The following is a 23,801-nucleotide window of genomic DNA, read 5'->3' as shown; positions in this document are numbered from 1 at the left end:
TGTGCGTCATCACCCTAGTGCCCCGAGCTTCCCGGACTCGCGTGCCACAGCTTGCGTGGCGGGCCACCCACGGTCTCGGTGGGCACGAGCCCGCTCGTGCCGCGCGGTCCCCGGACGTCGTCACCCGCCGGCTTGATGTCGGCGTAGGGCGACTGCTTGAAGCCCGAGGCATGGACGAGCACCCGCCGGCCGTCCGGCCCCTCACCGACTCCGGCCTTCGCCCCGTCGGGTCCGGCGAGCGCGGTGGCGCGCTCCCACGCCGACCGGTCTGCGGCCTCGAGCGCGTCACGGACGGCGGTGATGCCTCCGGAGGTCCACGCGTCCTGCAGGGCCGAGAGCTCCCACGCACCGGTGGCCCGGATGGAGACGCCGCGTGGGCCGGTGCGTCGCACGACCCCTCGGCAGAGCAGCAGCCACGAGTGGAAGACGGTGGCGGCATACGGGCCCTGGACGTCCTCGAAGAAGGTGAGGTCGGCCGGGCCGGTGCCGTCGTCGAGCGTGAGGAAGACGACGCGGCGTCCGGTGCGGATCGGCGGGGTCTGGGTGGCGACCTTGACCCCGGCGACGAGCACCTCGCGGCCGCTGCGGCCGGAGAGCAGGTCGCGCGCCCGGGTCACGCCGAGCGCGTCGAGCAGCGGGCCGTAGAAGTCGACGACGTGACCGCTCGCGTCGAGGCCGAGCACCTCGAGCTCGGCCCGGACGCGCTCCGGGCCGGTCATCTCGGGAAGGCCGCTCGTCGCGGAGAGCCGTGGCGTGTCGCCGAGGTCGAGCGTCAGCTGGGTCGCGATCTGCGCGGGCGCCCCGGCGGAGGCCTGCGACTGGGCGGCCGCGAGGGCCCGGATGTCTCCCGTGGCGGAGACGGACGTGACCCGGCCCCGTGACGAGCCAGGTCCCGACGACCGGCTCGCGGCCGAGACCCGCTGGGAGGACCGGCGCGACGACCGCTGCGAGGAGGACCAGCGGTCGAGCTCGGCGACGTGGAGCAGCAGGTCGCGCCGGGTGACCCGACCGCGACGGCCGAGGCCGCCGCGCGCCCGGCCCACGACCCCGGACCCGCTCTCGTCGAGGCGGGAGGGACCACCGAGGTCGATGTCGTGCAGCGAGTCGAATCCTCCTGCGAGCACGAGCTTCTCGGCGACGGGCCGCGACACGTGGGCGCGCTGCCAGAAGTCGGACAGGCTGGAGTAGGGCTGACCGGCGACGATCTGTGCCACCTCGGCCTCGCTGATGCCGTGGACGTCGGCGAGCGAGAGCCGGATGGCCTCGCCGCCGTCGTCGGTGCGCTCGAAGCGGTAGGCGCCGGTCGAGACGTTGACGTCGAGCCCGAGGATCGCGATGCCGAAGGTGCGGGCGTCGTCGAGGATGAGGCGCTTGGGGTACATGCCGGGGTCGTGGGTGAGCACCCCGGCGAGGAAGGCCGCGGGGTGGTGCGTCTTGAGCCAGGCCGACTGGTAGGTCGGCAGCGCGAAGGCCGCGGCGTGCGCCTTGCAGAAGCCGAACGACGCGAACGCCTTGAGGACCTCCCAGATCTTGTCGGCGACCTCGGGCGCATAGCCGCGGTCCCGGGCCGCGGGTCGCCACCACGCCTCGATCCGCTTCTGCCCGTCGGGCGTGCCGAGCGTGCGGCGCACCTCGTCGGCCTGGGCGAGGGTCACCCCGGTGGTCTCGGCGACGATCATGAGCACCTGCTCGTGGAAGACGACGACGCCCTCGGTCTCCTCGAGCGCCGGGACGAGCGACGGGTGGAGGTAGGACGGGTCCTTCCAGCCCTGCCTCGCGTTGAGGAACGGGATGATCATGTCGCTCTTGACCGGGCCGGGGCGGAAGAGGGAGATGTCGATGATGAGGTCGTCGAAGGTGCGTGGCCCGAACTTGCCGATGAGCTCGCGCTGTCCGGGGCTCTCGATCTGGAAGCAGCCGAGGGTCTTCGTCGAGCGGACGAGCTCGAAGGTCGGCTCGTCGTCGAAGGGCACCTGCGACTCGTCGTCGAGGTCGACGTGGTCACCGTCGACGCGCTCGACCTCCATGACGGCATGGGCCATCGCGGACTGCATCCGGATGCCGAGGACGTCGAGCTTGAGCAGTCCCATCTCCTCGACGTCGTCCTTGTCGAACTGGCTCATCGGGAAGCCGAGCCAGCTCGCCTCGACGGGTGTGCGGTCGAGCAGGACCGAGTCGGAGAGCACGACGCCGCACGGGTGCAGCGCGATGTGCCGGGGCAGGCCGTCGAGACGCTCGACGATGTCGAACATCAGCTGCAGGCGGGGCACGTCGAGGCCGCTCGCGCGCAGCTCGGGCAGCTCGGCCAGGGCGTTGCGGACGTTGCGGGCGGCGATGTGCGGGAAGGCCTTGGCCATGGCGTCGACCTCGGGCGGCGGGAGCCCGAGCGCGGCCCCGGCGTCGCGGATCGCGTGGCGCACCCGGTAGGTGTCCATCATCGAGACGCACGTGACCCGCTCGCCGCCGAAGTGGTCGAGGATGCGCTCGTAGATCTCGGTGCGCCGGGCCGACTCGACGTCGATGTCGATGTCGGGCAGCTCGGCCCGCAGCGGTGAGCAGAAGCGCTCCATGAGCAGCCCGTGCCGCATCGGGTCGACGCCGGAGATGCCGAGGAGGTAGTTGACGAGCGACCCGGCCCCGGACCCGCGGGCGGCGACCCGCACGCCCATCTCGCGGATGAGGTCGCAGACCTGGGCGACGGTGAGGAAGTACGTCGCGTAGCCGAGGGTCTCGATGACGCCGAGCTCGTCCTCGAGCCGGTCGCTGACGGCGACGAGCTCGCTCTCGGTGCGGGCGGGGTAGCGGGTCGGGATGGACTCGCGGCACCGACGCGCGAGGACGCGGTGCGGGTTGGTGCCGGGCCGGATGCCGAGGACGCCGGGCTCGGGCAGGTGGACCGAGCCGATGCCGAGGTCGGCCCGCGGGTCCTGGACGCAGTCGGCGGCCAGCGCCGTCGTGCGGGCGAGCAGCTCACGTGCCTGCTCGCGGGCCAGGGACCCGCCGCCGACGAGCCCCGGGCCGGAGACCTGGACGACATCGAGGGCGAGCGCGTGCATGAGGGGTGTCGGCGAGAGGTGCCCGGCGGTCGTGACGCGGTCGAGGTGGCGCGCGTCGAGCGCGACGAGCCGGCGGGCGGCGTCGAGGACGTCGACGATGGCGGCGTCCTGCGGGTCGGCATGGCGCACCGCGGCCGTGATGACGCTGGGCACGCCGACCTCGCGGGCGAGCGCGAGCATGCGTCCGGCCTGTCCGAGGCTGCCGGGCTGGTGCTCGGGTCCGCCGTGGCACACGACCTCGACGACGACGGCGCCCCGCGGCAGCAGCGCGACCCAGCGCTCGAGCGCCGCCCGGGCGTGGTCGCGTCGCTTGGCGAGCACCGCGCGACCGACGTCGGAGTCGGGCCCCAGGAGCACGACGAGGCGGGAGGGCCCGCCGTCCGCCACCGATGGCGTATGCCGTCCGCCTCGTCCGTCGGGTCCGCGTCGCCCGTCGGGTCGGTCGGGCCGGTCGCCCTCCGCCGAGGACGGCACGGACGGCACGGACGGGACGGACGGGACGGGCGGGACGGGCGGGACGGGCGGGACGGACGGGGTGGGCAGCCGGCGCGCGTGCTCGGCGACGAGGGCCGTGGTCGTCACGGGGTTGCCGCGCTCACCGCGCAGGTGGGTCGCGGTGACGAGGCGACACAGCGCCGCCCACCCTGCGCCCGGGGCGAGACCGGTGCTGCTGCCCCGGGCCAGCACCGTGACCCGCGGGAGCCGCGGGTCGACGAGGGCGCCGCCACGGACCGGGGTGCGCACGGGACGTCCGCCCCGCCGCTCGGGCTGGTCGGGACCGAGCGCGAGATCGACGCCGAGGATCGGCGCGACGTCGTGCTCCATGCAGGAACGGACGAACTTCACGGCGCCGTAGAGCCCGTCGCGGTCGGTCAGGGCGAGCGCGGGCTGCCCGAACGCGGCGGCACGCTCGACGAGCTCGTGCGGCTTGGCCGTGCCGTAGCGCATGGAGTAGCCGGACGCGACGTGCAGGTGCACGAAGCTCTCGGTGCCGCCGGCCGTGCCGCTGCTGGTGCGGCTCCTGGTGATGGTGGTCATACCGGTCGTCACGCCCCGCTCGCCCGGCTCCTCGAGACCGGGGTGATCGACTGCGGCAGCGGGATCGTCGCGGGGACGCCGAGGAGGTCCTGGACGATCTCGAGGAACATCTCGGCCTGGCGCAGCAGGTCGTCGGACTCGCGTGCGCTGATGTGACCCCCGCGGTCGATGACCGACCGGTGCGCCGAGCAGGCGGCGAAGAAGGCAGCCCACTCCCCCAGCTCGGGGGCCACCCCGGGCAGCACCTGCCAGACGCTGCGCGGTCGCGAGCGGGGCGACGGCACGGTGCGGGCGGCGACGAGGGCCGCGGCGGCGCGCAGGGCCCCGAGGTGGGCGTCGCGGTAGCGCTCGGACGCGTCGCTCGTGCGGCACGCGCTCTCGAGGGTCGCCCGGCCCCGCTCGAGCAGGTCGAGCACGGCGACCGAGATGGGTGGGCGACGCAGGTCGTGGGCGGTGGTCATGGTGGTTCCTCTCCTCTCTCGTCTCATGGGCTCAGTCGGCGACCCGGACGAGCGACCAGCGGTCGCCGCGCGGGGACTCGTCGTGGGCGAGGTCGTAGACCCCGGGCGTGAACGACCACCCCGGACTCGCCTCGACGCGCCAGACGTGCTGCTCGCTCGCCGCGGCGACGAGCGTCTCGCCGGGACGCACCTGCGCCTCGTCGGCCTCGAGCGCGTCGTGCCACCAGGCCCGCCGCTCGCGCCACTGGGCGAGGACGCCACGCACGACGTAGAGACGACCGCGCCAGATGAACGCCTCGGGTGGCGCCTCGAGGGTCCCGTCCCCCGGCGACGCCGGCGATCCCGATGGCTCCGACACCGGGGACCCCGGGGCCCCGGTGGTTCCCGAGGCCCCGGGCGGCCGGGTCGACCTCGCGACCCGGCCATCGGACCGGCCCACGACGGACTGCTCCTGCTCCTGCTGCTCCCGCTCGCGCACTCTCACCTGCACGGCGTCACTGAACCTGCGCACCACGACACGTCTCCCTCGGACACGTCGAGGCCGGACATCACGACCCAGACCACCCGCGCCCCACACGAGCGGCCCGACACCAACCGACGACTTGAACTGACAACTGACTGACACTGACTGACCACTGACTGGCTCGAACACCGGCCCGGACCTCCTCCCCGGCACTCACCCGGAAGAACGAGATTCGAACACCTGTTCGATACTCGAAGCCTAACCCCTGCCGCCGACAGCCTGTCAAGACGGTCCGCGGGTCACCTCCACGCGATCCGGAACCGCTGCAGCCCGCCACGGCGCACGTGCCCGTTCCGTCACGGTCCGGACCGATCTGAGTACCCGGGCTCAGGTCGGTGTGCGTCCCCAGCGGCAGAGTGATGCCGCGGGCTCGGTCCGCGAACGGAGGGGCGCAGGGGTCCTGTCCGCTCACGGATCGGGCCCGTTCCGCTGCCCCCGTCCGGCCAGCCCAGCGCGCCCCGTTGCGTCGCCCACGGGAATACGGGAGCGTCAGGGACGTTGGACCTGGGCTCGGCCGACCGGCCTGGCCAGACCCGCACCGGCCCATCGTGACCGGCGCACGACCGAAGGGGTGTCGTGGGCGCCGAGCTCATCCCCATGGCCTTCACCACCGGGTGGGGCAGCGGCATCAACGCGTACGCCGTCGTGCTCGTCCTCGGGCTGGCCGACAAGATCTTCAACCTGAGCCAGATCCCGAACGCCCTGGCCCGCACCGACGTGCTCATCGGGGCAGGAGTCCTCTTCGTCGTCGAGATGCTCGCGGACAAGATCCCCTACGTCGACTCCGTCTGGGACTCCGTGCACACCGTCGTCAGGCCGGCGGTCGGCGCGACGATCGGCTACCTCATCGGCCACGACACGGCCAGCCTCGACGCCGCCGTCGGCGCGGCGACGGGCGGCGTCACGGCCCTCATCTCGCACGGGATCAAGGCCGGCCTGCGCGCGGCCGTCAACACCTCCCCCGAGCCCGCGAGCAACGTCCTCGTGAGCACCACCGAGGACGTCACGGTCACCGGCGTCACGGCCCTCGCCATCGCGCACCCGTGGCTGGCGGCGGCCATCGCCCTGGTCTTCCTCGTGCTCGGCGCCTTCCTCGTCTACAAGCTCGCCGGACGCATCCGTCGCTACAAGCGCCGCTACGACGCGTGGGGCGAACGCGTGGGCATCGCCGTCCCGTCCGACCGCCGAGCGCCCGACACCACGGCAGACCCGCGGCGCCCGTCGGCCGGGTCCACCGAGCCGCTCCCCCGGGGGGAACGCCACGAGTGGCAGGAGCAGCACGAGCGGTTCGAACGACCCTTCGACCAGGACTCCTGAGCCAGGGTCCGGCCGCGCCCCCGACGGGTGCCACTCACAGGACGGCGGCCGTCTCACAGTCCCTCCCCACCCTGACGAAGGCGCGGGCACAGCCCTGTTGCCGACGGTGGACACAGCTGGCACGAGGCCGGCCCATCGAAGGAGTGGAACGCATGAGGAACAAGACCATCGCGCTGGCAGGAGCCGGCATCGTGGCCGCGTCGGCGCTCGCGCTCGGCGGGGCAGCCCTCGCGAGCGCGGACGAGACAGGTGCCACAGGCACCGCCACCAGCTACGGCCGGCTCGGCGAAGGCCCCGGCGCCAGCGCCGGACGCCAGGCCGACGGCAGCACCGCCGGCAACACCGACCCGAGCACGCCGATGCGCTCCGACGAGACCCTGCTCACGGGCGACGTCGCCGCCAAGGTGACGGCAGCCGCCGAGGCCAAGGAGCCGACCGCGACGATCGAGCGCGTCGAGACCGACTCGGACGGCGTCTACGAGGCGCACATGGTGCGCACCGACGGCACGCACATCACGGTGCAGGTCGACGCGTCCTTCACCGTGACCGACGTCCAGGAGGGCGGCCCGGGCGGACCCGGCGGCCGTGGCGCTGACCACGACGGCGACGGCCCCCAGGGCCAGCAGGGCGAGCTGGGCCAGCAGGGCGAGGCACCGGCCTCCCCCGACGGTACGGCCACCCCGTCGAGCACCACCTGACCGGACCCGCCCACGAACCGGACGACCGGCCCCTCCCTGGGGGTCGGTCGTCCCCATGCCGTGGGGGACGGTGCCGCTGGCTCCAACGGTGCCGCTGCCTCCGACGGCTCGGCCTCGCTCGCAGGTCAGAGGTTGCCGAAGACCTCGAGCGTCGCCGACGAGCGGTTCATCGTGATGAAGTGGATCCCGGGAGCACCCTCGTCGAGCAGGCGCCGCGACGCCTCCGTGGCGATCGCCATGCCCTCGGCGCGGACTCCGGCGGCGTCGTCGCCGTGCCGCTCGAGACGGTCGGTGACCGCGGTCGGCATCGGCTGACCCGCGAGCTGCGCCATGCGCACCACCTGGCGGGCGTTGGTGATCGGCATGATCGCGGGGACGACGGGCAGCCGCGACCCGCGCCGGGCGAGCTCGTCGCGCAGCCGGAGGTAGTGGTCGACGTCGAAGACCATCTGGGTGATGGCGAACTCGGCGCCGGCGCGCTCCTTGCGGATCAGGGTCTCGGCGTCCTCGCTGATGTCGCCCGACTCGGGGTGTCCGTCGGGGAAGGCCGCGACCCCGACCGTGAAGTCGCCGAGGCCGCGCACGAGCGCGACGAGATGGTCGGCGTGGTCGAGGCCCTCGGGGTGCGCGACCCACGGCTGGCCGAGGCCGCCTTGGGGGTCACCGCGCAGGGCGAGGATGTTGCGGACCCCGGCGGCGGCATACGACCCGACGATGCCGCGCAGCTCCGCGACGGAGTGACCGACGCACGTCAGGTGTGCCATGGGCGTCAGCGAGGTCGCCTCGAGGACGCGCTGGGTGAGCCGCACGGTGCGGTCGCGGGTGCCGCCGCCGGCGCCGTAGGTGATCGAGACGAAGCTCGGCGAGACCTTCTCGAGGCGTCGGATGGCGTCCCAGAGCTGCGCCTCGGACGCGTCGTCCTTGGGCGGGAAGAACTCGAAGCTGAACGTCGGGGTGTCGGCCTCGATCATCGCCGGGATGGACCGCGTGAACCGCTCCGCCCGCGCCATCGAGGATGCCGTGCCGTGTGCCATGCCGCACACCATAAGCCGCGCGCGTCCGCGGTGTCCGGGCTGTTCACGGGCGCACCCGCTCGCCGCGTAGGCTGACCACGATTCCCGCGACTCGATGGAGGACCCCGTGCAGACCCCCACCGACCTCGACGTGCTGCGCCGTCGGGTGCAGCAGGCGATCGACGGGCAGATCGCCGGGGCCACGCAGTCGCTGGCCGCGATCGGCGAGGAGACCGCCCCGCTCGTCTCGGCCGTGTCCGGCCTGCTGACCGGCGGCAAGGGCCTGCGCGCCGGCTTCCTCTACTGGGGCTACCGCGCCGCCGGTGGCGCCGACTCCGACGCCCTCGTGCGCCTGGCGGCGAGCATGGAGTTCTTCCAGGGCGCAGCGCTGCTCCACGACGACGTCATGGACCGCAGCGACACGAGACGGGGTATGCCGTCCGCGCACCGGGCCGTCGCCTCCCTGCACCAGGCGCGTGGCTGGGCGGGTGACGCCGACCGCTTCGGTGAGGGCACGGCGATCCTCGCCGGCGACCTGTGCCTCACGTGGTGCGACGAGCTGTACGCGACGTGCGGCCTGCCCGCCGACGAGCTGGCCCGGGGCCGACAGCTCTTCGACTCGATGCGCACACAGCTCATGGGCGGCCAGTTCCTCGACCTGCTCGAGTCGGCCCGCGGCTGGGACGGTCTCGACCTCGATGCCCGGATCGCCTCGGCCCGCAAGGTGATCCGATTCAAGAGCGCGAAGTACACCATCGAGCACCCGCTGCTCATCGGGGCCCTCGTCGGCGGGGCGCCGGACGGCTCGCTCGCACCCCTGTCGGACTACGGCCTCGCGCTCGGCGAGGCGTTCCAGCTGCGCGACGACCTGCTCGGCGTCTTCGGCGACCCCGAGGCGACCGGCAAGCCGGCGGGCGACGACCTGCGCGAGGGCAAGCGCACGGTGCTCGTCGCCCACGCCCTCGACGCGGCGTCCGACACCGACCGCGAGACGGTCGAGGGCCTCCTCGGCCGCGACGACCTCGACCTCGCGGGTGTCGAGGCGATCCGCAGGGTCCTCGTCGACACCGGGGCGGTCGACCGGGTCGAGAGCCTCATCACGACGCTGGCCGACGAGGCCTGCCACGCCGTCGAACGCGCCCGGGCGACGGGCTCCTACGACACGTCGGCGCTCGACGTCCTCGAGGCGCTCGTCGCCGTCTCGACCGCGCGCCGGTCCTGACGACCGGGCCACACGGCATACGCCCTCGGCCTGTCGGGCCTCGGCCTGTCGGCCTTCGGCCGATCGGGACGCGTCAGAAGGCGAGCTCCTGCGCGCGGCGCCGGATCTCCGTCTTGTGCCCGGCCAGCATGGCGTCGATGGGCGCACCCTCGACGGGCAGCGTGTCGTCCGGCGTGTGCAGCCACTCGATGATCTCGTCGTCGTCCATCCCGCCGTCGGCGAGGACGGTGAAGGTGCCACGCAGCTCCGGCCGGGGTCCGGCCTCGTCGAAGAACTTCGCCGGGATCGCGACGACGCGCCGTTCGCCGATCCGGGCCGCGAGGACCTCGCGGTCGGCGATCAGCTGACGCACCTGCGACAGCTGGAGGCCGAGGCGCTCGGCGACGTCGGGGACGGTCAGCCACTCCCCGACGAGCGACTCGAGGTCGTGGGAGGTGGGCACGTCGGGCTGCGGTTCGGGGGTCTCGCTCACAGGACGAGAGTCTGCCACCGTCCCGACGGGTCCGCGCACACCTCCCCGGCCGGACCGCCGTGGCGCGGACAGGGACGAATTACACCGCTGTATTTATACTTTAGTGCTCAATTATGCGCTATCGTCACAGGCGCCACTCCGCTCACAAGCGTCACACAGCACCTCCGCAGCACCAGAGCAACCTCCAGCACCACCACCGAACCCCTTCCGAACGCCCCTCCACGCTTATCGAACTCAGCTCGGGCTCCAGGAAAGGACTCCACCCCATGCCCTTCGCCGACGTCGCCGCGCTCGCGCTGCCCGCTCACGCCGCCGTGGCCCCCGTGGCCGCCACGCCGTGGAAGACCGTCACGGTCCGCCCGGGTGACACGCTCTGGCACCTCGCCATCGCCCACCACACGACCGTCCAGGCGATCGTCGAGAAGAACCGGCTCACGGCAGGCGGATCCGTGATCCACCCGGGGCAGAAGCTGCTCGTCCCCGGCCGTCCGTCGTCGACCCCCGCCAGGTCCGCCTCGTCGACGCAGGCCCAGCCGCGTCCGGCGAGCACGACCGCCACCGTCATCCACGTGGTGCGCTCCGGCGAGACGATGAGCGGGATCGCCAAGCGGTACCGGGTGTCCCTGACCAAGCTCCTCGCCGCGAACCGGCTCCCCAACGCGGGACTCATCTTCGTCGGGCAGCGGATCAGCGTGCCGGGCGCGAAGGCACCGGCCACGCCGGCGCCCGCCACCCCGAAGCCCTCCACGCCGACGCCCTCCAAGCCGACGACGGGACCGACGACGCCGAGCGGTGCCGGCTCGATCTACGTCGTCAAGGCCGGCGACAGCATGAGCGTCATCGCCCAGCGCCACGGCGTGTCCCTGACCAAGCTGCTCGCGGCCAACAAGCTGCCCGACGCGAGCCGCATCTACGTGGGCCAGAGGATCGTCATCCCCGGCACCGCCTCGGCGCCCGCGCCGACGACGCCGGCTCCCGCTCCGGCACCCGCCCCGGGATACCAGTACCCCAGCAAGACCGCCCAGGCCGTCGCCGAGAGCAAGGCGAAGCTCGCGGCCATGGACGTGCCCAGCCGCACCGAGACGGCGGCGATGATCCGCGCGACGGCCACCCGGCACGGTGTCGACCCGAAGCTGGCCCTCGCCATCGGCTACCTGGAGTCGGGGTGGTACCAGCGTGCCGTCTCCTACACCAACGCCGTCGGCGTCATGCAGCTGATGCCGGTGGCCCAGACGTGGGCCTCGCAGCTCGCGGGCCGGACGCTCGACCGCTACGACACGCAGGACAACATCACCGGCGGCGTCCTCATCATCCGCGCGCTGCAGGCCAGCGCCGACTCGCGCGAGCAGGCCATCGCCGGCTACTACCAGGGCCTCTACTCGGTCCGCACCAAGGGCATGTACGAGGACACGAAGAAGTACGTGGCCACCGTGCTGGCCGTCTACGACCGCCTCTGACGGGGTGCCGCTCCGCGTCCCGGGCCGTCCGTCGGGGTGGTCGCCGGACGGCCCCACGGCCGCGGAGCGCCGGGCGGAGGTCTCGCGGTGCGCATGAGCCGGCGCGCCCACCGGGCGGGCAGCGCGCCCACACCGCGAGACCCCGCCGCGGCTGGCCTGCGCGGGATGCGCCGGACCAGCCCGTAAACTTCGGTCCGTGACGTCCAGCGTGGCGGACGCCCTCGTCGGTCGGGTGATCGACGGCCGGTACCGCATCCTCTCCCACCTCGCAGACGGAGGCATGGCCTCTGTCTACGTGGCGCTGGACGGACGCCTCGACCGGGAGGTGGCGCTGAAGATCATGCGCCCCGGTCTCGCCACCGACGACGTCTTCGTCGAGCGCTTCCGCGCTGAGGCCCGGTCCGCCGCGCGCCTCAGCCACCCCAACGTCGTCGCCGTCTTCGACCAGGGCGAGGACGACGGCGAGGTCTTCCTGGCGATGGAGCTCGTCGAGGGCAAGACCCTGCGTGACGTCATCCACGAGGAGGCGCCCCTCACCGCACGGGAGGCGCTCGCCATCCTCGAGCCGATCCTGCTGGCGCTGCGGGCCGCCCACGTGGCCGGCATGATCCACCGCGACGTCAAGCCCGAGAACGTCATCGTGCGCCGCGACGGCGAGGTCAAGGTGGCCGACTTCGGGCTCGCCCGCGCCATCACCAACCAGGCCGCGACGAGCCAGACGGGCGTCCTGCTGGGCACCGTCTCCTACCTCTCCCCCGAGCAGGTCGAGCGCGGCGTCGCCGACACCCGTAGCGATGTGTACGCCGCCGGTCTGCTCCTCTTCGAGATGCTGACCGGGCGCAAGGCCGTCACCGGCGGCACCCCGATCCAGATCGCGTACAACCACGTCCACGGCTCGATCGTCACGCCGAGCTCCGTCGTCCCGGGGATCCCCGCCGAGCTCGACGACCTCGTCGCCCGCGCGACGGCGCTCGAGCCCGAGGACCGCTTCGACTCGGCCGCCGCGTTCGTGGCCGCCCTGCGCGCGGTGCGTCGCGGTCTCTCGGCCGAGGAGCTCGACCGGCGCGGGAGCGCCGTCACCACGGACCCCGCCGCCACCTCCGTGCTGCCACCCGTCTCGTCGACGACGCAGCCCGGCACTCCCGCCCGGCCGCAGCGAGCCGACCTGCCCGCCGCCCCCGAGCGCCAGCGCACCCGGCCCAACGAGGTCGGACGCGCCGCCCTCGCCGGCCTGCCCGTCCACGAGGACGGTCCCGCCCTCGAGCACACCGCGGCCATGCCGATCGACCGACGCGCCGGACGCCGCCGACGATGGCCGTTCTGGCTCGCGGCCGTCCTCGTCGTGGCCTGTGGGGCGTTCGGTGGCTGGTGGTTCACGGCCGGACCGGGTGGGTCGACCGTCGTGCCGGCCGTCGTCGGCCAGCCGGTCGCGCAGGCCGAGGGTGCGATGGAGCAGGCCTCCCTGACGGTCGAGACCGTCGAGGAGTTCTCCGAGGGCAGGGCCAGGGGCGTCGTGCTCCGCGTCGAGCCGGGCGCTGGCAGCGAGCTCGGCAAGGAGTCCACCGTCCGTCTCGTCGTCTCCAAGGGCAAGGAGCGGTATGCCGTCCCGAAGCTCGTCGGAGCCAGGCTGGGCGACGCCGGGGCGGCCCTGTCACCCCTGACGCTCCGCCTCGGCGACCGCTCCGAGGCGTGGAGCGAGACGGTGGCCAAGGGCGTCGTCATCTCCCAGGACCCGGCTCCGGGCGAGTCGGTCAAGCGCAGCACCCCCGTGTCCGTCGTCGTGTCCAAGGGCCGAGAGCCGATCGAGGTGCCCACGGTGACCGGCGCGCCGTTCGACGCGGCCTCGGCGGCCATCACGAAGGCCGGGCTCACGGTGCAGCGTGGGGAGGACGTCAACAGCGACAGCGTGCCTGCAGGCCAGGTCGTCTCGCAGTCACCCGACAAGGGCACGCTGCACCGGGGCGACACGGTCACGGTCGTCGTGTCCAAGGGTCCGGTGATGGTGCCGGTGCCCAACGTCGTCGACCAGCAGGACGCCGCCGCCGAGAAGACGCTGACCGACCTCGGCTTCAAGGTCGACAAGCAGTACCCCTTCGGCGAGCTCTTCGAGAAGAAGGTCCGGGCCCAGGACCCCGCCGCCGGCACGCCCGTGCCCAAGGGCACGACGATCCACCTGACGATCGTCTGAGGCCTCCGTGACTCCTGCGGCGCGCACGCGCCTGGCCACGCTGCTCCTCGTCGCCCTGACGGCGGTGTGGGGCTCGACGTTCTTCCTCATCCGCGACCTCGTGGAGACCGTCCCCCCGGTCGACTTCCTCGCGGTGCGCTTCAGCCTCTCGGCCGTCATCATGCTCATCGTCTTCTGGCGACCGGTACGGGCCCTGAGCCGCCGTCAGGTCCTCGTCGGCGTCGGTCTCGGGGCCCTCTACGGCCTGGCCCAGATCTTCCAGACGCAGGGTCTCGCGACGACGCCGGCCTCCGTGTCGGGCTTCATCACCGGCACCTACGTCGTGCTCACGCCGGTCTTCACCGCCGTCCTGCTGCGCGAGCGGGTGGCCGGATCCACCTGGGCCGCGGTCGGGCTCGCGACCGTGGGCCTCGCGCTGCTCTCGCTCAACGGCTTCTCCGTCGGCGTCGGCGAGGCGATCACCCTGCTCGCCGCCGCGCTCTACGCACTGCACATCGTGGGGCTCGGCCGCTACAGCGCGTCCGAGATCGCGACCGGACTGTCCGTCGTCCAGATGGTCGTCATCGCGCTCCTGTGCGTCGTCGGTGCGGTGCCCGGCGGCATCATCCTGCCGAGCACGCCGGCCCAGTGGGCGTCGGTGCTCTACATGGTCGTCTTCGCGAGCATCCTCGCGCTGTGGGTCCAGACGTGGGCGCAGGCGCACATGCCGGCCACGCGAGCTGCGATCGTCATGACGCTCGAGCCGGTCTTCGCGGCCTTCTTCGCCGTGACGCTCGGCGACGAGACCGCGACGCTGCGGATGGTCGTCGGCGGCGCGCTCGTGCTCACCGCGATGTATGCCGTCGAGCTCCTCGCGCGGCGACGCCCGGGCGAGCTGCCCGCCGAGGCCCTCCACCACGAGGTCTGAGCCCACCCTCCTCATCGAACGCGGCGTTCGGTGGCGAAAGCGCTGTTCCACCAGTGAGTTCGGCACCGAACGCGGCGTTCGGTGCGGGAGGCGTGGCTCGGGTCAGGCTGCCGGAGGCGCCGAACGGAGCAGGCCGGTGAGGACGTCGATCGCGACGTCGGTGCCGGCGTCGTCGACGTCGAGGTGCCACACGAGGCGCACGGCACCGGGCCCCACGGCATACGTCCTCACGCCGGCGGCGAGGGCCGCGTCGACGAAGGCGGCGGAGGTCCACCCCACCGCGGCGACGTCGACGATGACGATGTTGGTCTCGACCGTGGCCAGGTCGACGGCACCGGGTGCCGCCTCGGCCATCGCCTCGGCAGCGCGCCGCGCTCGCGCGTGGTCGTCGGCCAGGCGCTCCACGTTGTGGTCGAGGGCGAAAAGGCCTGCGGCAGCGAGGATCCCGGCCTGCCGCATGCCGCCACCGAAGCGCTTGCGCCAGATCCGTGACTCGGCCATGGCGTCGGCCGACCCCACGAGGACGCTGCCGACGGGTGCGCCCAGGCCCTTGCTCAGGCAGATCGAGACGGTGTCGAACTCGCGGCCGTAGTCGCCGACGGGGACGCCCGACGCGACGTGGGCGTTGAAGAGCCGCGCGCCGTCGAGGTGCATGGCGACGCCCCGCTCGCGCGTCACCTCTCGTGCCCGGCGGATCTCGTCGAGCGACTGCACGGTGCCCCCGCCGAAGTTGTGGGTGTTCTCGACGATCACGAGCGACGTGCAGACCTGGTAGGGCCCGACGCCGGTGATCATCAGCGACGCGGCGTCGTCAGCGCGGAAGCGGCCGCGCTCGGAGACCCAGGTGCGCGACGAGATGCCCGAGAGCACCGCCGCCGCGCCGAGCTCGGCCCGCACGACGTGGGCGAGGGAGTCGCCGATGAGCTCCTCCCCCGGCCTGACGTGCAGGCGCACCCCGAGCTGGTTGGCCATCGACCCCGAGGGCGTGAAGAGCGCGGACTCGTGCCCGAGCATCCCGGCGACGCGCTCCTCGAGGGCGCGCAGCGTCGGGTCCTCGCCGAAGACGTCGTCGCCGACCTCCGCGCGCGCCATGGCATCGCGCATGGCCGCGGAGGGCCGGGTCAGGGTGTCGCTGAGCAGGTCCGCCCGGAAGGGACTCGTCGCCACCACCGCTCAGGCCTGGCCGAGCATCTCGGCGACGAGGAACGCGAGCTCGAGCGACTGCTGGTGGTTCAGGCGCGGGTCGCAGACGGACTCGTAGCGCTTCTCGAGGTCGGAGTCGATGATCTTCTCCGCCCCGCCGAGGCACTCGGTGACGTCGTTGCCGGTGAGCTCGACGTGGATGCCGCCGGGGATCGTGCCGAGGGACTGGTGCACCTCGAAGAAGCCGCGCACCTCCTCGACGATGTCCTCGAAGTCACGCGTCTTGTAGCCCGAGGGGCTCTCGAACGTGTTGCCGTGCATCGGGTCGCAGATCCACGTCACGGTGGCACCGGAGGCCGTCACCTTGTCGACGAGGGCCGGCAGGGCGTCGCGGATCGTGCCGGCACCCATGCGGGTGATGAAGGTGAGACGGCCCGGGGTGCGGTTCGGGTCGACCTTGTCGATGAGGCGCAGCACCTCGTCGATGTCGGCCTTGGGCCCGAGCTTGACGCCGATGGGGTTGCTGATGCGCGAGACGAAGTCGACGTGCGCGCCGTCGAGCTGACGGGTGCGCTCGCCCACCCACACGAAGTGGCCCGAGGTGTCGTAGAGGCGCCCGGAGCGAGAGTCGATGCGCGTCAGCGGCCGCTCGTAGTCGAGCAGGAGCGCCTCGTGTGCGGCGTAGAACTCGACGGTGCGCATGGCGTCGAAGTCGGCACCACAGGCCCACATGAAGCGCATCGCCTTGTCGATGTCCTTGGCGATCTTCTCGTAGCGCTGGTTGGCCGAGTTGGCGACGAAGCCACGGTTCCAGTCGTGCACGTGCCGCAGGTCGGCGAAGCCGCCGGTCGTGAAGGCGCGGACGAGGTTGAGGGTCGCCGAGCTCGCGTGGTAGGCCCGGACGAGGCGCTGCGGGTCGGGGATGCGAGCGGTCTCGTGGAAGGCGAAGTCGTTGACCATGTCGCCCCGGAACGCCGGCAGGGTGACGCCCTCCCGGGTCTCGACGGTCGAGCTGCGGGGCTTGGCGTACTGCCCGGCCATGCGCCCGATCTTGATGACCGGCACGGACGCGCCGTAGGTGAGCACCGCGGCCATCTGCAGGATCGTCTTGATGCGGTCGCGGATGTTGTCGGCGGTGGCGGAGGCGAAGGTCTCGGCGCAGTCGCCGCCCTGGAGGACGAAGGCCTCGCCGACGGCGGCCTTGGCCATCCGGTCGGTGAGGATGTCGCACTCGCCCGCGAAGACGAGCGGAGGATACGAGGCGAGGGTCTCGATCACCTCGGCCAGGGCAGCCGTGTCGGGCCAGGCAGGCTGCTGCTGGGCCTCGAGCTCGGTGGCCGCGGCCGTGAGGGCGGCGAGGGCCTCGGACCCGTCAACGGGTTCGAGGCCGGCATCGGCGGTGGCGGTCCTCGTGTTCACTCCGACAGCGTAGACGTCGCACGGCGGTGCCCCCGCGCGGGTCCGCATCCCGAAACCTCGGGGGTCTGGCCGGGTCTCGCCGGGTCCCGCCGGGTCTCGCAGGGTCCCGGCGGCGTCACCGACGACGTATGCCGTCCGGCGCGCTCACAGGGTCCGTCGGGACGAGCCGGGGTCGGCTCGGGTCACGTCGGGTCGGCGAGGTCGAGCCCGCGCTCCATCGCGAACCGCACGAGCTCGACGCGGTTGTGCATCTGGAGCTTGCCGAAGATGTTCTGCACGTGGTTCTGCACGGTGCGGTGCGAGAGGAACAGCGTCGCCGCGATCTCCTTGTAGCCCATGCCGGTCGCGACGTACTTGAGGATCTCGGTCTCGCGGTCGGTCAGCTCGGGGATGGGCCGCTCCGGGCTGCCGCCGCCCGCCGCCTTGACCCGCCGGAACTCGCCGAGCACGAGACCGGCGAGGCCCGCGGTGAAGACCGGTTCGCCCGCGGCCGTCGCGCGCACCGCAGCGAGGAACTCCTCGCGCCCCGCCGACTTCACGAGGTAGCCGAGCGCCCCGGCCTTGACCGCGTCGAGGACGTCCTGGTGGTCGCCGCTGGCCGAGAGGATGAGGATGCGGGTCGGCACCTGTGCGGCGGCGAGGGCGGCGCAGACCTCGGCGCCGGACAGGCCCGGGAGGTTGAGGTCGAGGACGAGGACGTCGGGCACCGTGGCTCGGGTCCGCGCCACGGCGGACCGGCCGTCGTCGGCGGTCGCCAAGACCTCGAAGCCGGCGTCGGCGAGGTCACGGGCGACGGCGTCGCGCCACATCGGGTGGTCGTCGGCGACGACGACCCGGATGTGCTCGGGCGGCGTGCTGCTCCCCTGCTGCGGCATGGCGTCCTCCTGCTCCGTCACGATGCTCCTCGTCCCTCGGTGCGGGCCTGCGTCACCGGTTCGGTCGTCGCGGGCGTCCGGCGACCATGGTGCCGGTTGGTCAGACGTGCCGTCCGGCGATTGGGGATCCGCAGCTCGACGGTCGTCCCACCGGATGGTCCGGACGTGATGGTCGCGGTGCCGCCCAGGTCGGCCAGCCGGCCGACGATGCTCGACGAGACGCCGAGACGGCCCTGGCCGACGGCTTCCTCGAGCCGGCCTGCCGGCACGCCTCGACCGGAGTCGCGGATCGTCACGGCGATCTCGTCGCCGTCGTCGTCGAGCAGCACCCACGCCCGCGCGTCGTCGCCGGCGTGCTGCCGGACGTTGTCGAGGGCGGCCTCGACGGCCGCGACGACCTCGTCGGCGACCCGTCTCGGCAGCAGCACGGCGTCGGCGGGCGAGACGAGCTGGACGCCCTCGCCCTCGACGTGGCGCAGCAGGCCGCGCAGGTCGGCGTCGCCGCTCACGGCCCGACCCACCTCGGCCAGGTCGGTCTGGCTCACGAGCGTGCGCAGGATCCGCTCCTGCTCACCGGCCATCGCACCGAGCCGCGCCGTCTCGCCACCGATGTCGCTCGCGCGGCGGTTGATGAAGGCCAGCGTCTGGAGCACCCCGTCGTGCACGGTCCGGGCGAGCCGGTCGCGCTCGGCACGGGCCGCGTCGAGCCGCATGGCCTCGGCGAGGGCCGCGTGGCTCGAGCGGGCGAGGTCGACGCAGTAGCCGATGCAGCCACCGAGCAGGAGCCCGAAGATCGAGTTGGTGATGGTGTTGGGGGTCGGCTGGACCACCTCGACGAAGGAGCACGCCGCGACGAGCGAGGCGGCGGCGAGCCCGCCGCGCCACCCGCGCAGCACGGCGAACCCGACGACGGCCGCGGTCGGCCAGATCGAGGGGATGGTCTTGGCGCCGGCGGTGATGACGTCGGGGTCGTCGACGAGCCGGGTCGCGAGGATCGCGGAGCAGCCGATGGCCAGCTCGACCGTGTAGGCGCGGACCGTCCGCATCGGCCGCAGCGTGACGGCCAGCGTCCAGCCGGCGAGGACCCCGAGGATGGCGACCGCCCCGACGAGGTGGGCGATCTGCTCGTGACGCTCCCAGACCGACCACGCGGCATACACGAGGGCGAGCCAGCGGAAGACGTCGACGCCCCGCCAGAGCCCTCGCACGATGGCGTGCTCGTCGTCGAGCACCGCCACCGTCGGTCCCGAGACGACGGCGGGCAGGTCGTCGTCGGACAGCGGCGCCGGGGCGGGGATCAGGTCGGTGTCCGGGCCGCCCGGCTCACCGCCGGGATCACGGTCGCGCTCCGGGCCGGCGCCGTGGCGCGTGCGAGCCATGACCTCAGGACGCCGCCACGACGGGAGCGTCGCCGTCGTCGTCGGAGGCCGAGGACGCCCCGGGTTCGACCGACTCGCTCGGCCCGGTCGACGACGTGGCCTCGGTGGACTGGGTGGACTGGGTGGAGTCCGTGGCCTCGGTGGACTCGGTGGACTCGGTGGACTCGGTGGACTCAGTGGTCTTCGCGGGACGGGCCTTGCCCTCGGCGGCGTCGAGCGCCTCCTCGAGCTCCGGGGCGGCGCTGCCGGGCTTGGCGGCCTCCTGCAGCTCACGGGCCTTGGCCCGGGCCGCGGAGACGAGCCGGTCCTTCATCGACGTGGCGTACATGTCGACGTACTCCTGGCCCGAGAGGAGCATCAGCTCGTACATGATCTCGTCGGTGATCGAGCGGAGGACGAAGCGGTCGTCCTCCATGCCCTCGTAGCGCGAGAAGTCGAGCGGCTTGCCGACCCGCACCCCGACCCGCATGATCCGCGGGATGACCTTGCCGGTCGGCTGCGCCTTGTCGGTGCCGATCATGGCGACGGGGATGACGGTGACCTTGCCCTCGAGCGCCATCCGGGCGACGCCGGTGCGGCCGCGGTAGAGGCGTCCGTCGGGTGAGCGGGTGCCCTCCGGGTAGATCCCGAGCAGGTCACCGCGACGCAGCACCTTCAGGCCCGACGTCAGCGCAGCGTTGCTCGCCTTGCCGCCCGACCGGTCGACGGGCAGCTGCCCAACACCCTTGAAGAAGGCGGCGGTGAGCCGGCCCTTGATGCCTCGGCCGGTGAAGTAGTCGCTCTTCGCGAGGAACGTGACGCGGCGGGACACCACGAGCGGCAGGAAGATCGAGTCGGAGAAGGACAGGTGGTTGCTCGCGAAGATCGCGGCACCCTCCTCGGGGATGTTCTCCTCCCCCTCGACCCACGGACGGAAGAGGAGCTTGATGATCGGCCCGATGACGATCGTCTTGAGGAACCAGTAGAACAACCGTGTCCGCCTTCCGTCTGTGACGGCTCGAACTCTACGACACTCGCGCACTGACAGCGGCGCATGCGAGGATCAGCAGGTCCAGCCGCTTCGCCCGAGGAGCCCCACCGTGACGGTCCGTCCCGACGCCGCAGTGGGCCTCGGCATGTCTGCCGAGCACCTCCGCACGACCGTCCCCGGGACCGTCGATGAGTGACCGGGACCTCGACGCCGAGTTCGCGCGGATCATCGCAGGCTGGGACGCCGAGGCACCCGAGCCGCAGCGCCGTGACCCCGCCGCGCCCGATGCCGCACCCTCGCCCGAGCCGGCGCCCGATCCTGCGTCACCGCCGGCACCGCCCGTCGGTGTCGACCCGACCGCCGCGGCCGACGAGCCTCGTCCTCCGTCGACGCCCGGCGCCGCGCCCTCGGCGCCGGAGCGCCCCGAGGGCGGCCTGGGCAGCGATCCCGCCGCGCCGCCCCAGCAGCCGGGAGCGGGCGCGTCGAGCCCGTCCGGGTCGTCCGGCCTGCTCGAGCTGCCGATCGCCCCGACGACGTCCCACGCGTGGCGCGGCCCCACCTCCCGTCGCGACGACGTCGACGACCTCTCGGACGGCGACGACCACTTCGTCCCGCCGTCCGAGATCGACCTTCCGTCCGCCGAGACCGACCCGATGTTCTGGGCGATCGTGGGCGGGCTCGGCGGTGGCCCGCTCCTGCTGCTCTACGTCCTCTTCTTCGACCGGGACGGCAGCGGCTGGTGGGTCGTGACGGCCCTGACCATGGTCGTCGTCGGCTTCGTGCTGCTCGTCCTGCGCGGCGGCACCGAGCGCGACCCCTTCGACGACGGCACCCGCGTCTAGGCCATCCCTGCGGTCCGACGCGTCAGTCGGACCCGACGTCGAGGTCGACCCACACCGGACGGTGGTCCGAGCCCGTCGCGAGGTCACGCTCGTCCACGGGCGTCTGCCCGGTCTCGACGACCCGCAGTCCCGGGCCGGCGAAGACCACGTCGAGGGCGAGGCTCGGACGCCGTGCCGGGAACGTCGGCACGCCGCCGGACACCGGCGGGTGGTGCGCCGCGAACATCGCGTATGCCGGCCCGCCGGGTCCCTCGTTGAGGTCCCCGGCGATGACGGCGCGGTCGCCCGCGCCGCCCACTCCCTCACGTCCGCCGAGTCGCGCGAGGACGGTTGCCGCGTGCCGCTCACGCTCGGACGCCCGCAGCCCGAGGTGCACGCTGACGACGGTGACAGGACGACACGACGGACCGCCTGACGGGAGCGACACGGTCGCGGCGGCATACCCCCGCGTGCGGTCGGGGAAGCGGACCGGCAGGCGGGCGCGCGAGACGCCGTGGACGACCACGTCCTCGGCGGTGAGGACGGCGGTCCCGCCCGTGCCGAGGCGGCCTCCGTGCCAGTGCAGACCGCAGTCGCGCGCGAACGGTGGGAGGCGCAGCTCGGTCGTGAGCCGGCGCGGGACCTCCTGGAGGCAGAGCACGTCGGGAGCGACGGCGCGCACGACCCGGGCGGCCGCGGCCCGGTCGTCGAGCAGGTCGTGGACGTTGTAGCTCATGACCCGGAGCACGTGCTCCGGTCGGCCACGGGGCCGCGGGACCACGGAGTCAGCGGCCGGCGCGCGCGAGCTCGGCAGCCCCGATGAGGCCCGCGTCGCTGCCGAGCACGGCGCGCACGATCCTCGCCTCCGGACGGTAGCCGCGGCCCGGGAGCTGACGGCGGAAGGCCTCACGGGCCGGCCCGATGAGCATCTCGTCGGCCGCGCTGACGCCGCCACCGATGACGAAGAGGCCCGGGTCGAAGGCCGACGCGAGGTTGGCCAGCCCGATCCCGAGCCACTCGCCGATGTCGGCGAGCAGCTCGCGGGCGGTCGGGTCGCCCTCGCGGGCCGCCTCGGTGATGAAGGGTCCGGTCAGCGCGTTGGCGTCGCCGCCGAGGCGGGCCAGCAGGTCGGCCACGACGGGCGACCCGGCCTCGATCATGGCGCGGGCCTCGCGCACGAGGGCGTTGCCGCTGGCGTACTGCTCCCAACAGCCACGGTTGCCGCACTCGCAGCGGGCGCCGCCCGGCATGATCTGCATGTGGCCGAACTCGCCGGCGATGCCGTGCCGTCCGCGCTGGACGTTGCCGTCGATGATGAGGGCGCCACCGATGCCCGTGCCGAGGGTGATGACGACGACGTGCGACTCACCCCGGGCGGCACCGAAGGTCGCCTCGGCCCACGCGGCGGCGTTGGCGTCGTTGTCGACGGTGATCGGCAGCGCGATGCGCTGGGACAACGCGTCGCGCAGCGGCTCGTTGCGCCACGACAGGTGCGGCGCGAAGACGACGGTCGCGCGGTCCTCGGCGACGAAGCCCGCGGCGCCGATGCCGACGGCGACGACGTCGTCCGGGTCGACCTGGCCGAGCAGCTCCTCGACCGACTCGACGATGGTGTTCTCGACGACCGCCGGAGAGGTCGAGCGGTGCGGGGTGTCACGACGCGTGCGGTGGGTGATGACACCGGACTCGTCGACGACACCGCCCGCGACCTTGGTGCCGCCGATGTCGATGCCGATCGCGAGACGCCTGCTCATGCGCTGCCTCCGGGCCCCTTCTCGTCGGTGACGTGGTCGTCGGTGACGTGGTCGTCGGTGTCGGGGGTGTCGGCCTCGTCGGTGTCGGGTGCCGGCTCGGACCGTCGCTCCCGCTGCGCCGTCGCGAGGTCGCGCAGGGCCGTGGCCGCGAAGCCGACGAAGTCGGCGACCTTCTCGATGGTGTCGGGGTTGACCTGCTGGACGAAGGCGATGAGCTGGCAGACGGGGCAGACGCGGCAGGCGGCGGGCGTCGCCCCTCCGCACGTGCACTCCCCTGCGGGTCCGTCCTGAGTGGTCGTCGGCTCCGGTCCCGACCGGTCACCCGTGGCCGACGTGGGGCCCGCGGAGTGGTCGTGGTCGTGAGGGGTTGCGCCGGGGCGCTCACCCCGGACGCCGCTCGACGGCATACGCGAGCGGTTCGACCAGCTGCGGCCGGAGAGCAGGTCGACGAGCAGCGCGGCCTCCGCGGCGACGCTGCCGGGAGGCGCGTCCGCAGGGCGTGCCGACGCGTCGACGTCAGGTCGGTGGGGCTGGTCGGGAGCGGTAGGTGCTGCGTCTGGACCGTCGTTCGGGGTCACGGTCGGTCAGGCCTCGACGCGCTTCTTCAGCTCCTTGAGCGCGGTGTCGACGATGACCTTCTCCGCCTTGCGCTTGAGCAGCCCGATCATGGGGATCTTGACGTCGACCGACAGCCGGTAGGTGACCTTCGTGCCGTCACCGTCGCCCGCGAGGGTGTAGGAGCCGTTCATGGCCTTGAGGACGTGGGCGGAGACGAGCGACCAGGAGACGACCCCGGTGCCGTCCTCGACGACGTCCCACTCGTAGTCCAGGACGTAGGTGTCCTTGATGGCACCGGCATCGAGGGTGAACTGGACTTGGTCGGCCCAGCCGTCGCCCTCCTCGGCGAGCACGCTGACGTCCTTCACCTCGCCCGCCCACTCCGGGTAGGCCTCGAAGTCCGCGATGACGTCGAGCACCTCGCCGGGCGGGGCGTCGATGACGATGGAGGACTCGGTGCGATCGGCCATGCGCCGAAGGCTATCGCGTCACCAGCGGGCCCACGGTGGATGTCCCTGCCGCTGTCATCG

Annotated in this window: 21 protein-coding genes; 7 read left to right on the top strand and 14 right to left on the bottom strand. The window is 73.0% G+C overall.

From position 1 onward, the window contains the following. Nucleotides 1-14: 14 nt before the first annotated feature. Genes ACSQ2D_RS09910 through ACSQ2D_RS09900 form a run of 3 tightly spaced genes read right to left on the bottom strand, consistent with a single transcriptional unit; the run spans nt 15 to nt 5,045 of the window. Nucleotides 15-4,094 (bottom strand): DNA polymerase III subunit alpha, encoded by a 4,080-nt coding sequence (locus tag ACSQ2D_RS09910; RefSeq protein WP_435985786.1) that lies wholly within the window; start codon nt 4,092-4,094, stop codon nt 15-17. Between the two features lie 8 nt (nt 4,095-4,102). Beyond that, entirely contained in the window at nt 4,103-4,555 is a 453-nt protein-coding gene (locus tag ACSQ2D_RS09905; RefSeq protein ID WP_435985785.1) for an SAV_6107 family HEPN domain-containing protein, read from the bottom strand. A 31-nt stretch (nt 4,556-4,586) separates the two neighbouring features. After that, entirely contained in the window at nt 4,587-5,045 is a 459-nt protein-coding gene (locus ACSQ2D_RS09900; protein WP_435985784.1) for a DUF6504 family protein, read from the bottom strand. A gap of 609 nt (nt 5,046-5,654) precedes the next feature. Here ACSQ2D_RS09900 and ACSQ2D_RS09895 point away from each other — a divergent pair. Both ACSQ2D_RS09895 and ACSQ2D_RS09890 read left to right on the top strand, forming a co-directional pair. Beyond that, nucleotides 5,655-6,395, top strand: coding sequence for a DUF4126 domain-containing protein (locus tag ACSQ2D_RS09895; protein WP_435985783.1), 741 nt, complete (start codon nt 5,655-5,657; stop codon nt 6,393-6,395). 152 nt (nt 6,396-6,547) lie between these two features. After that, nucleotides 6,548-7,093 (top strand): hypothetical protein, encoded by a 546-nt coding sequence (locus ACSQ2D_RS09890; RefSeq protein ID WP_435985782.1) that lies wholly within the window; start codon nt 6,548-6,550, stop codon nt 7,091-7,093. Nucleotides 7,094-7,218: 125 nt separating this feature from the next. Here ACSQ2D_RS09890 and ACSQ2D_RS09885 read toward each other — a convergent pair whose 3' ends face one another. Further along, the gene (locus tag ACSQ2D_RS09885) at nt 7,219-8,127 is read right to left on the bottom strand and encodes a methylenetetrahydrofolate reductase (protein ID WP_435985781.1); all 909 of its coding nucleotides are present in this window, start codon (nt 8,125-8,127) and stop codon (nt 7,219-7,221) included. 94 nt (nt 8,128-8,221) lie between these two features. On the opposite strand from ACSQ2D_RS09885, the gene ACSQ2D_RS09880 reads away from it, so the two are divergent. Further along, nucleotides 8,222-9,328: a polyprenyl synthetase family protein gene (locus ACSQ2D_RS09880; RefSeq protein WP_435985780.1), complete on the top strand. Its 1,107-nt coding sequence runs from the start codon at nt 8,222-8,224 to the stop codon at nt 9,326-9,328. Nucleotides 9,329-9,401: 73 nt separating this feature from the next. Here the strand turns inward: ACSQ2D_RS09880 and ACSQ2D_RS09875 are convergent, their stop codons facing one another. After that, nucleotides 9,402-9,800: an Rv2175c family DNA-binding protein gene (locus ACSQ2D_RS09875; protein ID WP_435985779.1), complete on the bottom strand. Its 399-nt coding sequence runs from the start codon at nt 9,798-9,800 to the stop codon at nt 9,402-9,404. Between the two features lie 266 nt (nt 9,801-10,066). Here ACSQ2D_RS09875 and ACSQ2D_RS09870 point away from each other — a divergent pair, with 266 nt between their 5' ends. The 3 genes from ACSQ2D_RS09870 (at nt 10,067) to ACSQ2D_RS09860 (ending at nt 14,352) form a co-directional block, all read left to right on the top strand. Continuing rightward, nucleotides 10,067-11,257, top strand: coding sequence for a LysM peptidoglycan-binding domain-containing protein (locus tag ACSQ2D_RS09870; RefSeq protein ID WP_435985778.1), 1,191 nt, complete (start codon nt 10,067-10,069; stop codon nt 11,255-11,257). 196 nt (nt 11,258-11,453) lie between these two features. Then, nucleotides 11,454-13,445 carry a Stk1 family PASTA domain-containing Ser/Thr kinase gene (gene pknB, locus ACSQ2D_RS09865; RefSeq protein ID WP_435985777.1) on the top strand — a complete coding sequence of 664 codons (1,992 nt, stop codon included), beginning with the start codon at nt 11,454-11,456 and terminating at the stop codon, nt 13,443-13,445. Nucleotides 13,446-13,452: 7 nt separating this feature from the next. After that, complete coding sequence (locus ACSQ2D_RS09860) at nt 13,453-14,352, top strand: DMT family transporter (RefSeq protein ID WP_435985776.1); 900 nt, start codon at nt 13,453-13,455, stop codon at nt 14,350-14,352. Nucleotides 14,353-14,454: 102 nt separating this feature from the next. Here ACSQ2D_RS09860 and ACSQ2D_RS09855 read toward each other — a convergent pair whose 3' ends face one another. The 5 genes from ACSQ2D_RS09855 to ACSQ2D_RS09835 form a co-directional block, all read right to left on the bottom strand. Then, nucleotides 14,455-15,522 (bottom strand): threonine aldolase family protein, encoded by a 1,068-nt coding sequence (locus ACSQ2D_RS09855; protein ID WP_435985775.1) that lies wholly within the window; start codon nt 15,520-15,522, stop codon nt 14,455-14,457. 3 nt (nt 15,523-15,525) lie between these two features. Continuing rightward, nucleotides 15,526-16,962 carry a class II 3-deoxy-7-phosphoheptulonate synthase gene (locus ACSQ2D_RS09850; protein ID WP_435985774.1) on the bottom strand — a complete coding sequence of 479 codons (1,437 nt, stop codon included), beginning with the start codon at nt 16,960-16,962 and terminating at the stop codon, nt 15,526-15,528. Between the two features lie 134 nt (nt 16,963-17,096). Further along, nucleotides 17,097-17,810: a response regulator gene (locus tag ACSQ2D_RS09845; protein ID WP_435985773.1), complete on the bottom strand. Its 714-nt coding sequence runs from the start codon at nt 17,808-17,810 to the stop codon at nt 17,097-17,099. Further along, nucleotides 17,807-19,168 (bottom strand): MacS family sensor histidine kinase, encoded by a 1,362-nt coding sequence (macS, locus tag ACSQ2D_RS09840; RefSeq protein ID WP_435985772.1) that lies wholly within the window; start codon nt 19,166-19,168, stop codon nt 17,807-17,809. The genes ACSQ2D_RS09845 and macS overlap by 4 nt, the downstream gene beginning before the upstream one ends. 4 nt (nt 19,169-19,172) lie before the next feature. Next, on the bottom strand, nt 19,173-20,138 hold the full coding sequence (locus tag ACSQ2D_RS09835; RefSeq protein WP_435985771.1) for a lysophospholipid acyltransferase family protein: 966 nt from the start codon (nt 20,136-20,138) through the stop codon (nt 19,173-19,175). A gap of 188 nt (nt 20,139-20,326) precedes the next feature. Between ACSQ2D_RS09835 and ACSQ2D_RS09830 the strand changes: the two genes are divergently transcribed. Next, nucleotides 20,327-20,980: a hypothetical protein gene (locus tag ACSQ2D_RS09830; protein WP_435985770.1), complete on the top strand. Its 654-nt coding sequence runs from the start codon at nt 20,327-20,329 to the stop codon at nt 20,978-20,980. A gap of 22 nt (nt 20,981-21,002) precedes the next feature. Here ACSQ2D_RS09830 and ACSQ2D_RS09825 read toward each other — a convergent pair whose 3' ends face one another. The 4 genes from ACSQ2D_RS09825 to ACSQ2D_RS09810 are packed head-to-tail and all read right to left on the bottom strand — an operon-like array spanning nt 21,003 to nt 23,741. After that, a complete protein-coding gene (locus ACSQ2D_RS09825; RefSeq protein WP_435985769.1) occupies nt 21,003-21,695 on the bottom strand; it encodes an endonuclease/exonuclease/phosphatase family protein in 693 nt (230 codons plus the stop codon). Nucleotides 21,696-21,744: 49 nt separating this feature from the next. After that, a complete protein-coding gene (locus tag ACSQ2D_RS09820; RefSeq protein ID WP_435985768.1) occupies nt 21,745-22,713 on the bottom strand; it encodes an ROK family glucokinase in 969 nt (322 codons plus the stop codon). Beyond that, nucleotides 22,710-23,291, bottom strand: coding sequence for a hypothetical protein (locus tag ACSQ2D_RS09815; RefSeq protein ID WP_435985767.1), 582 nt, complete (start codon nt 23,289-23,291; stop codon nt 22,710-22,712). Before ACSQ2D_RS09815 ends, ACSQ2D_RS09820 begins: the two co-directional genes overlap by 4 nt. Before the next feature lie 6 nt (nt 23,292-23,297). Further along, nucleotides 23,298-23,741 carry an SRPBCC family protein gene (locus tag ACSQ2D_RS09810; protein WP_435985766.1) on the bottom strand — a complete coding sequence of 148 codons (444 nt, stop codon included), beginning with the start codon at nt 23,739-23,741 and terminating at the stop codon, nt 23,298-23,300. Nucleotides 23,742-23,801 lie beyond the last annotated feature (60 nt).

Origin of the sequence: Terrabacter sp. LjRoot27, assembly GCF_964254175.1 — a bacterium.
Taxonomy (GTDB): Bacteria; Actinomycetota; Actinomycetes; order Actinomycetales; family Dermatophilaceae; genus Terrabacter.
This window is presented reverse-complemented; position numbering and strand designations above follow the sequence as displayed.

Excerpts from the sequence above, each read along its gene's own strand:
- ACSQ2D_RS09910 (WP_435985786.1), bottom strand. The coding sequence starts at position 4,094 with ATGACCACCATCACCAGGAGCCGCACCAGCAGCGGCACGGCCGGCGGC.
- ACSQ2D_RS09905 (WP_435985785.1), bottom strand. The coding sequence starts at position 4,555 with ATGACCACCGCCCACGACCTGCGTCGCCCACCCATCTCGGTCGCCGTG.
- ACSQ2D_RS09890 (WP_435985782.1), top strand. The coding sequence starts at position 6,548 with ATGAGGAACAAGACCATCGCGCTGGCAGGAGCCGGCATCGTGGCCGCG.
- ACSQ2D_RS09885 (WP_435985781.1), bottom strand. The coding sequence starts at position 8,127 with ATGGCACACGGCACGGCATCCTCGATGGCGCGGGCGGAGCGGTTCACG.
- ACSQ2D_RS09880 (WP_435985780.1), top strand. The coding sequence starts at position 8,222 with ATGGAGGACCCCGTGCAGACCCCCACCGACCTCGACGTGCTGCGCCGT.
- ACSQ2D_RS09870 (WP_435985778.1), top strand. The coding sequence starts at position 10,067 with ATGCCCTTCGCCGACGTCGCCGCGCTCGCGCTGCCCGCTCACGCCGCC.
- ACSQ2D_RS09850 (WP_435985774.1), bottom strand. The coding sequence starts at position 16,962 with ATGCGGACCCGCGCGGGGGCACCGCCGTGCGACGTCTACGCTGTCGGA.
- macS (WP_435985772.1), bottom strand. The coding sequence starts at position 19,168 with ATGGCTCGCACGCGCCACGGCGCCGGCCCGGAGCGCGACCGTGATCCC.
- ACSQ2D_RS09830 (WP_435985770.1), top strand. The coding sequence starts at position 20,327 with ATGAGTGACCGGGACCTCGACGCCGAGTTCGCGCGGATCATCGCAGGC.
- ACSQ2D_RS09825 (WP_435985769.1), bottom strand. The coding sequence starts at position 21,695 with ATGAGCTACAACGTCCACGACCTGCTCGACGACCGGGCCGCGGCCGCC.
- ACSQ2D_RS09820 (WP_435985768.1), bottom strand. The coding sequence starts at position 22,713 with ATGAGCAGGCGTCTCGCGATCGGCATCGACATCGGCGGCACCAAGGTC.
- ACSQ2D_RS09810 (WP_435985766.1), bottom strand. The coding sequence starts at position 23,741 with ATGGCCGATCGCACCGAGTCCTCCATCGTCATCGACGCCCCGCCCGGC.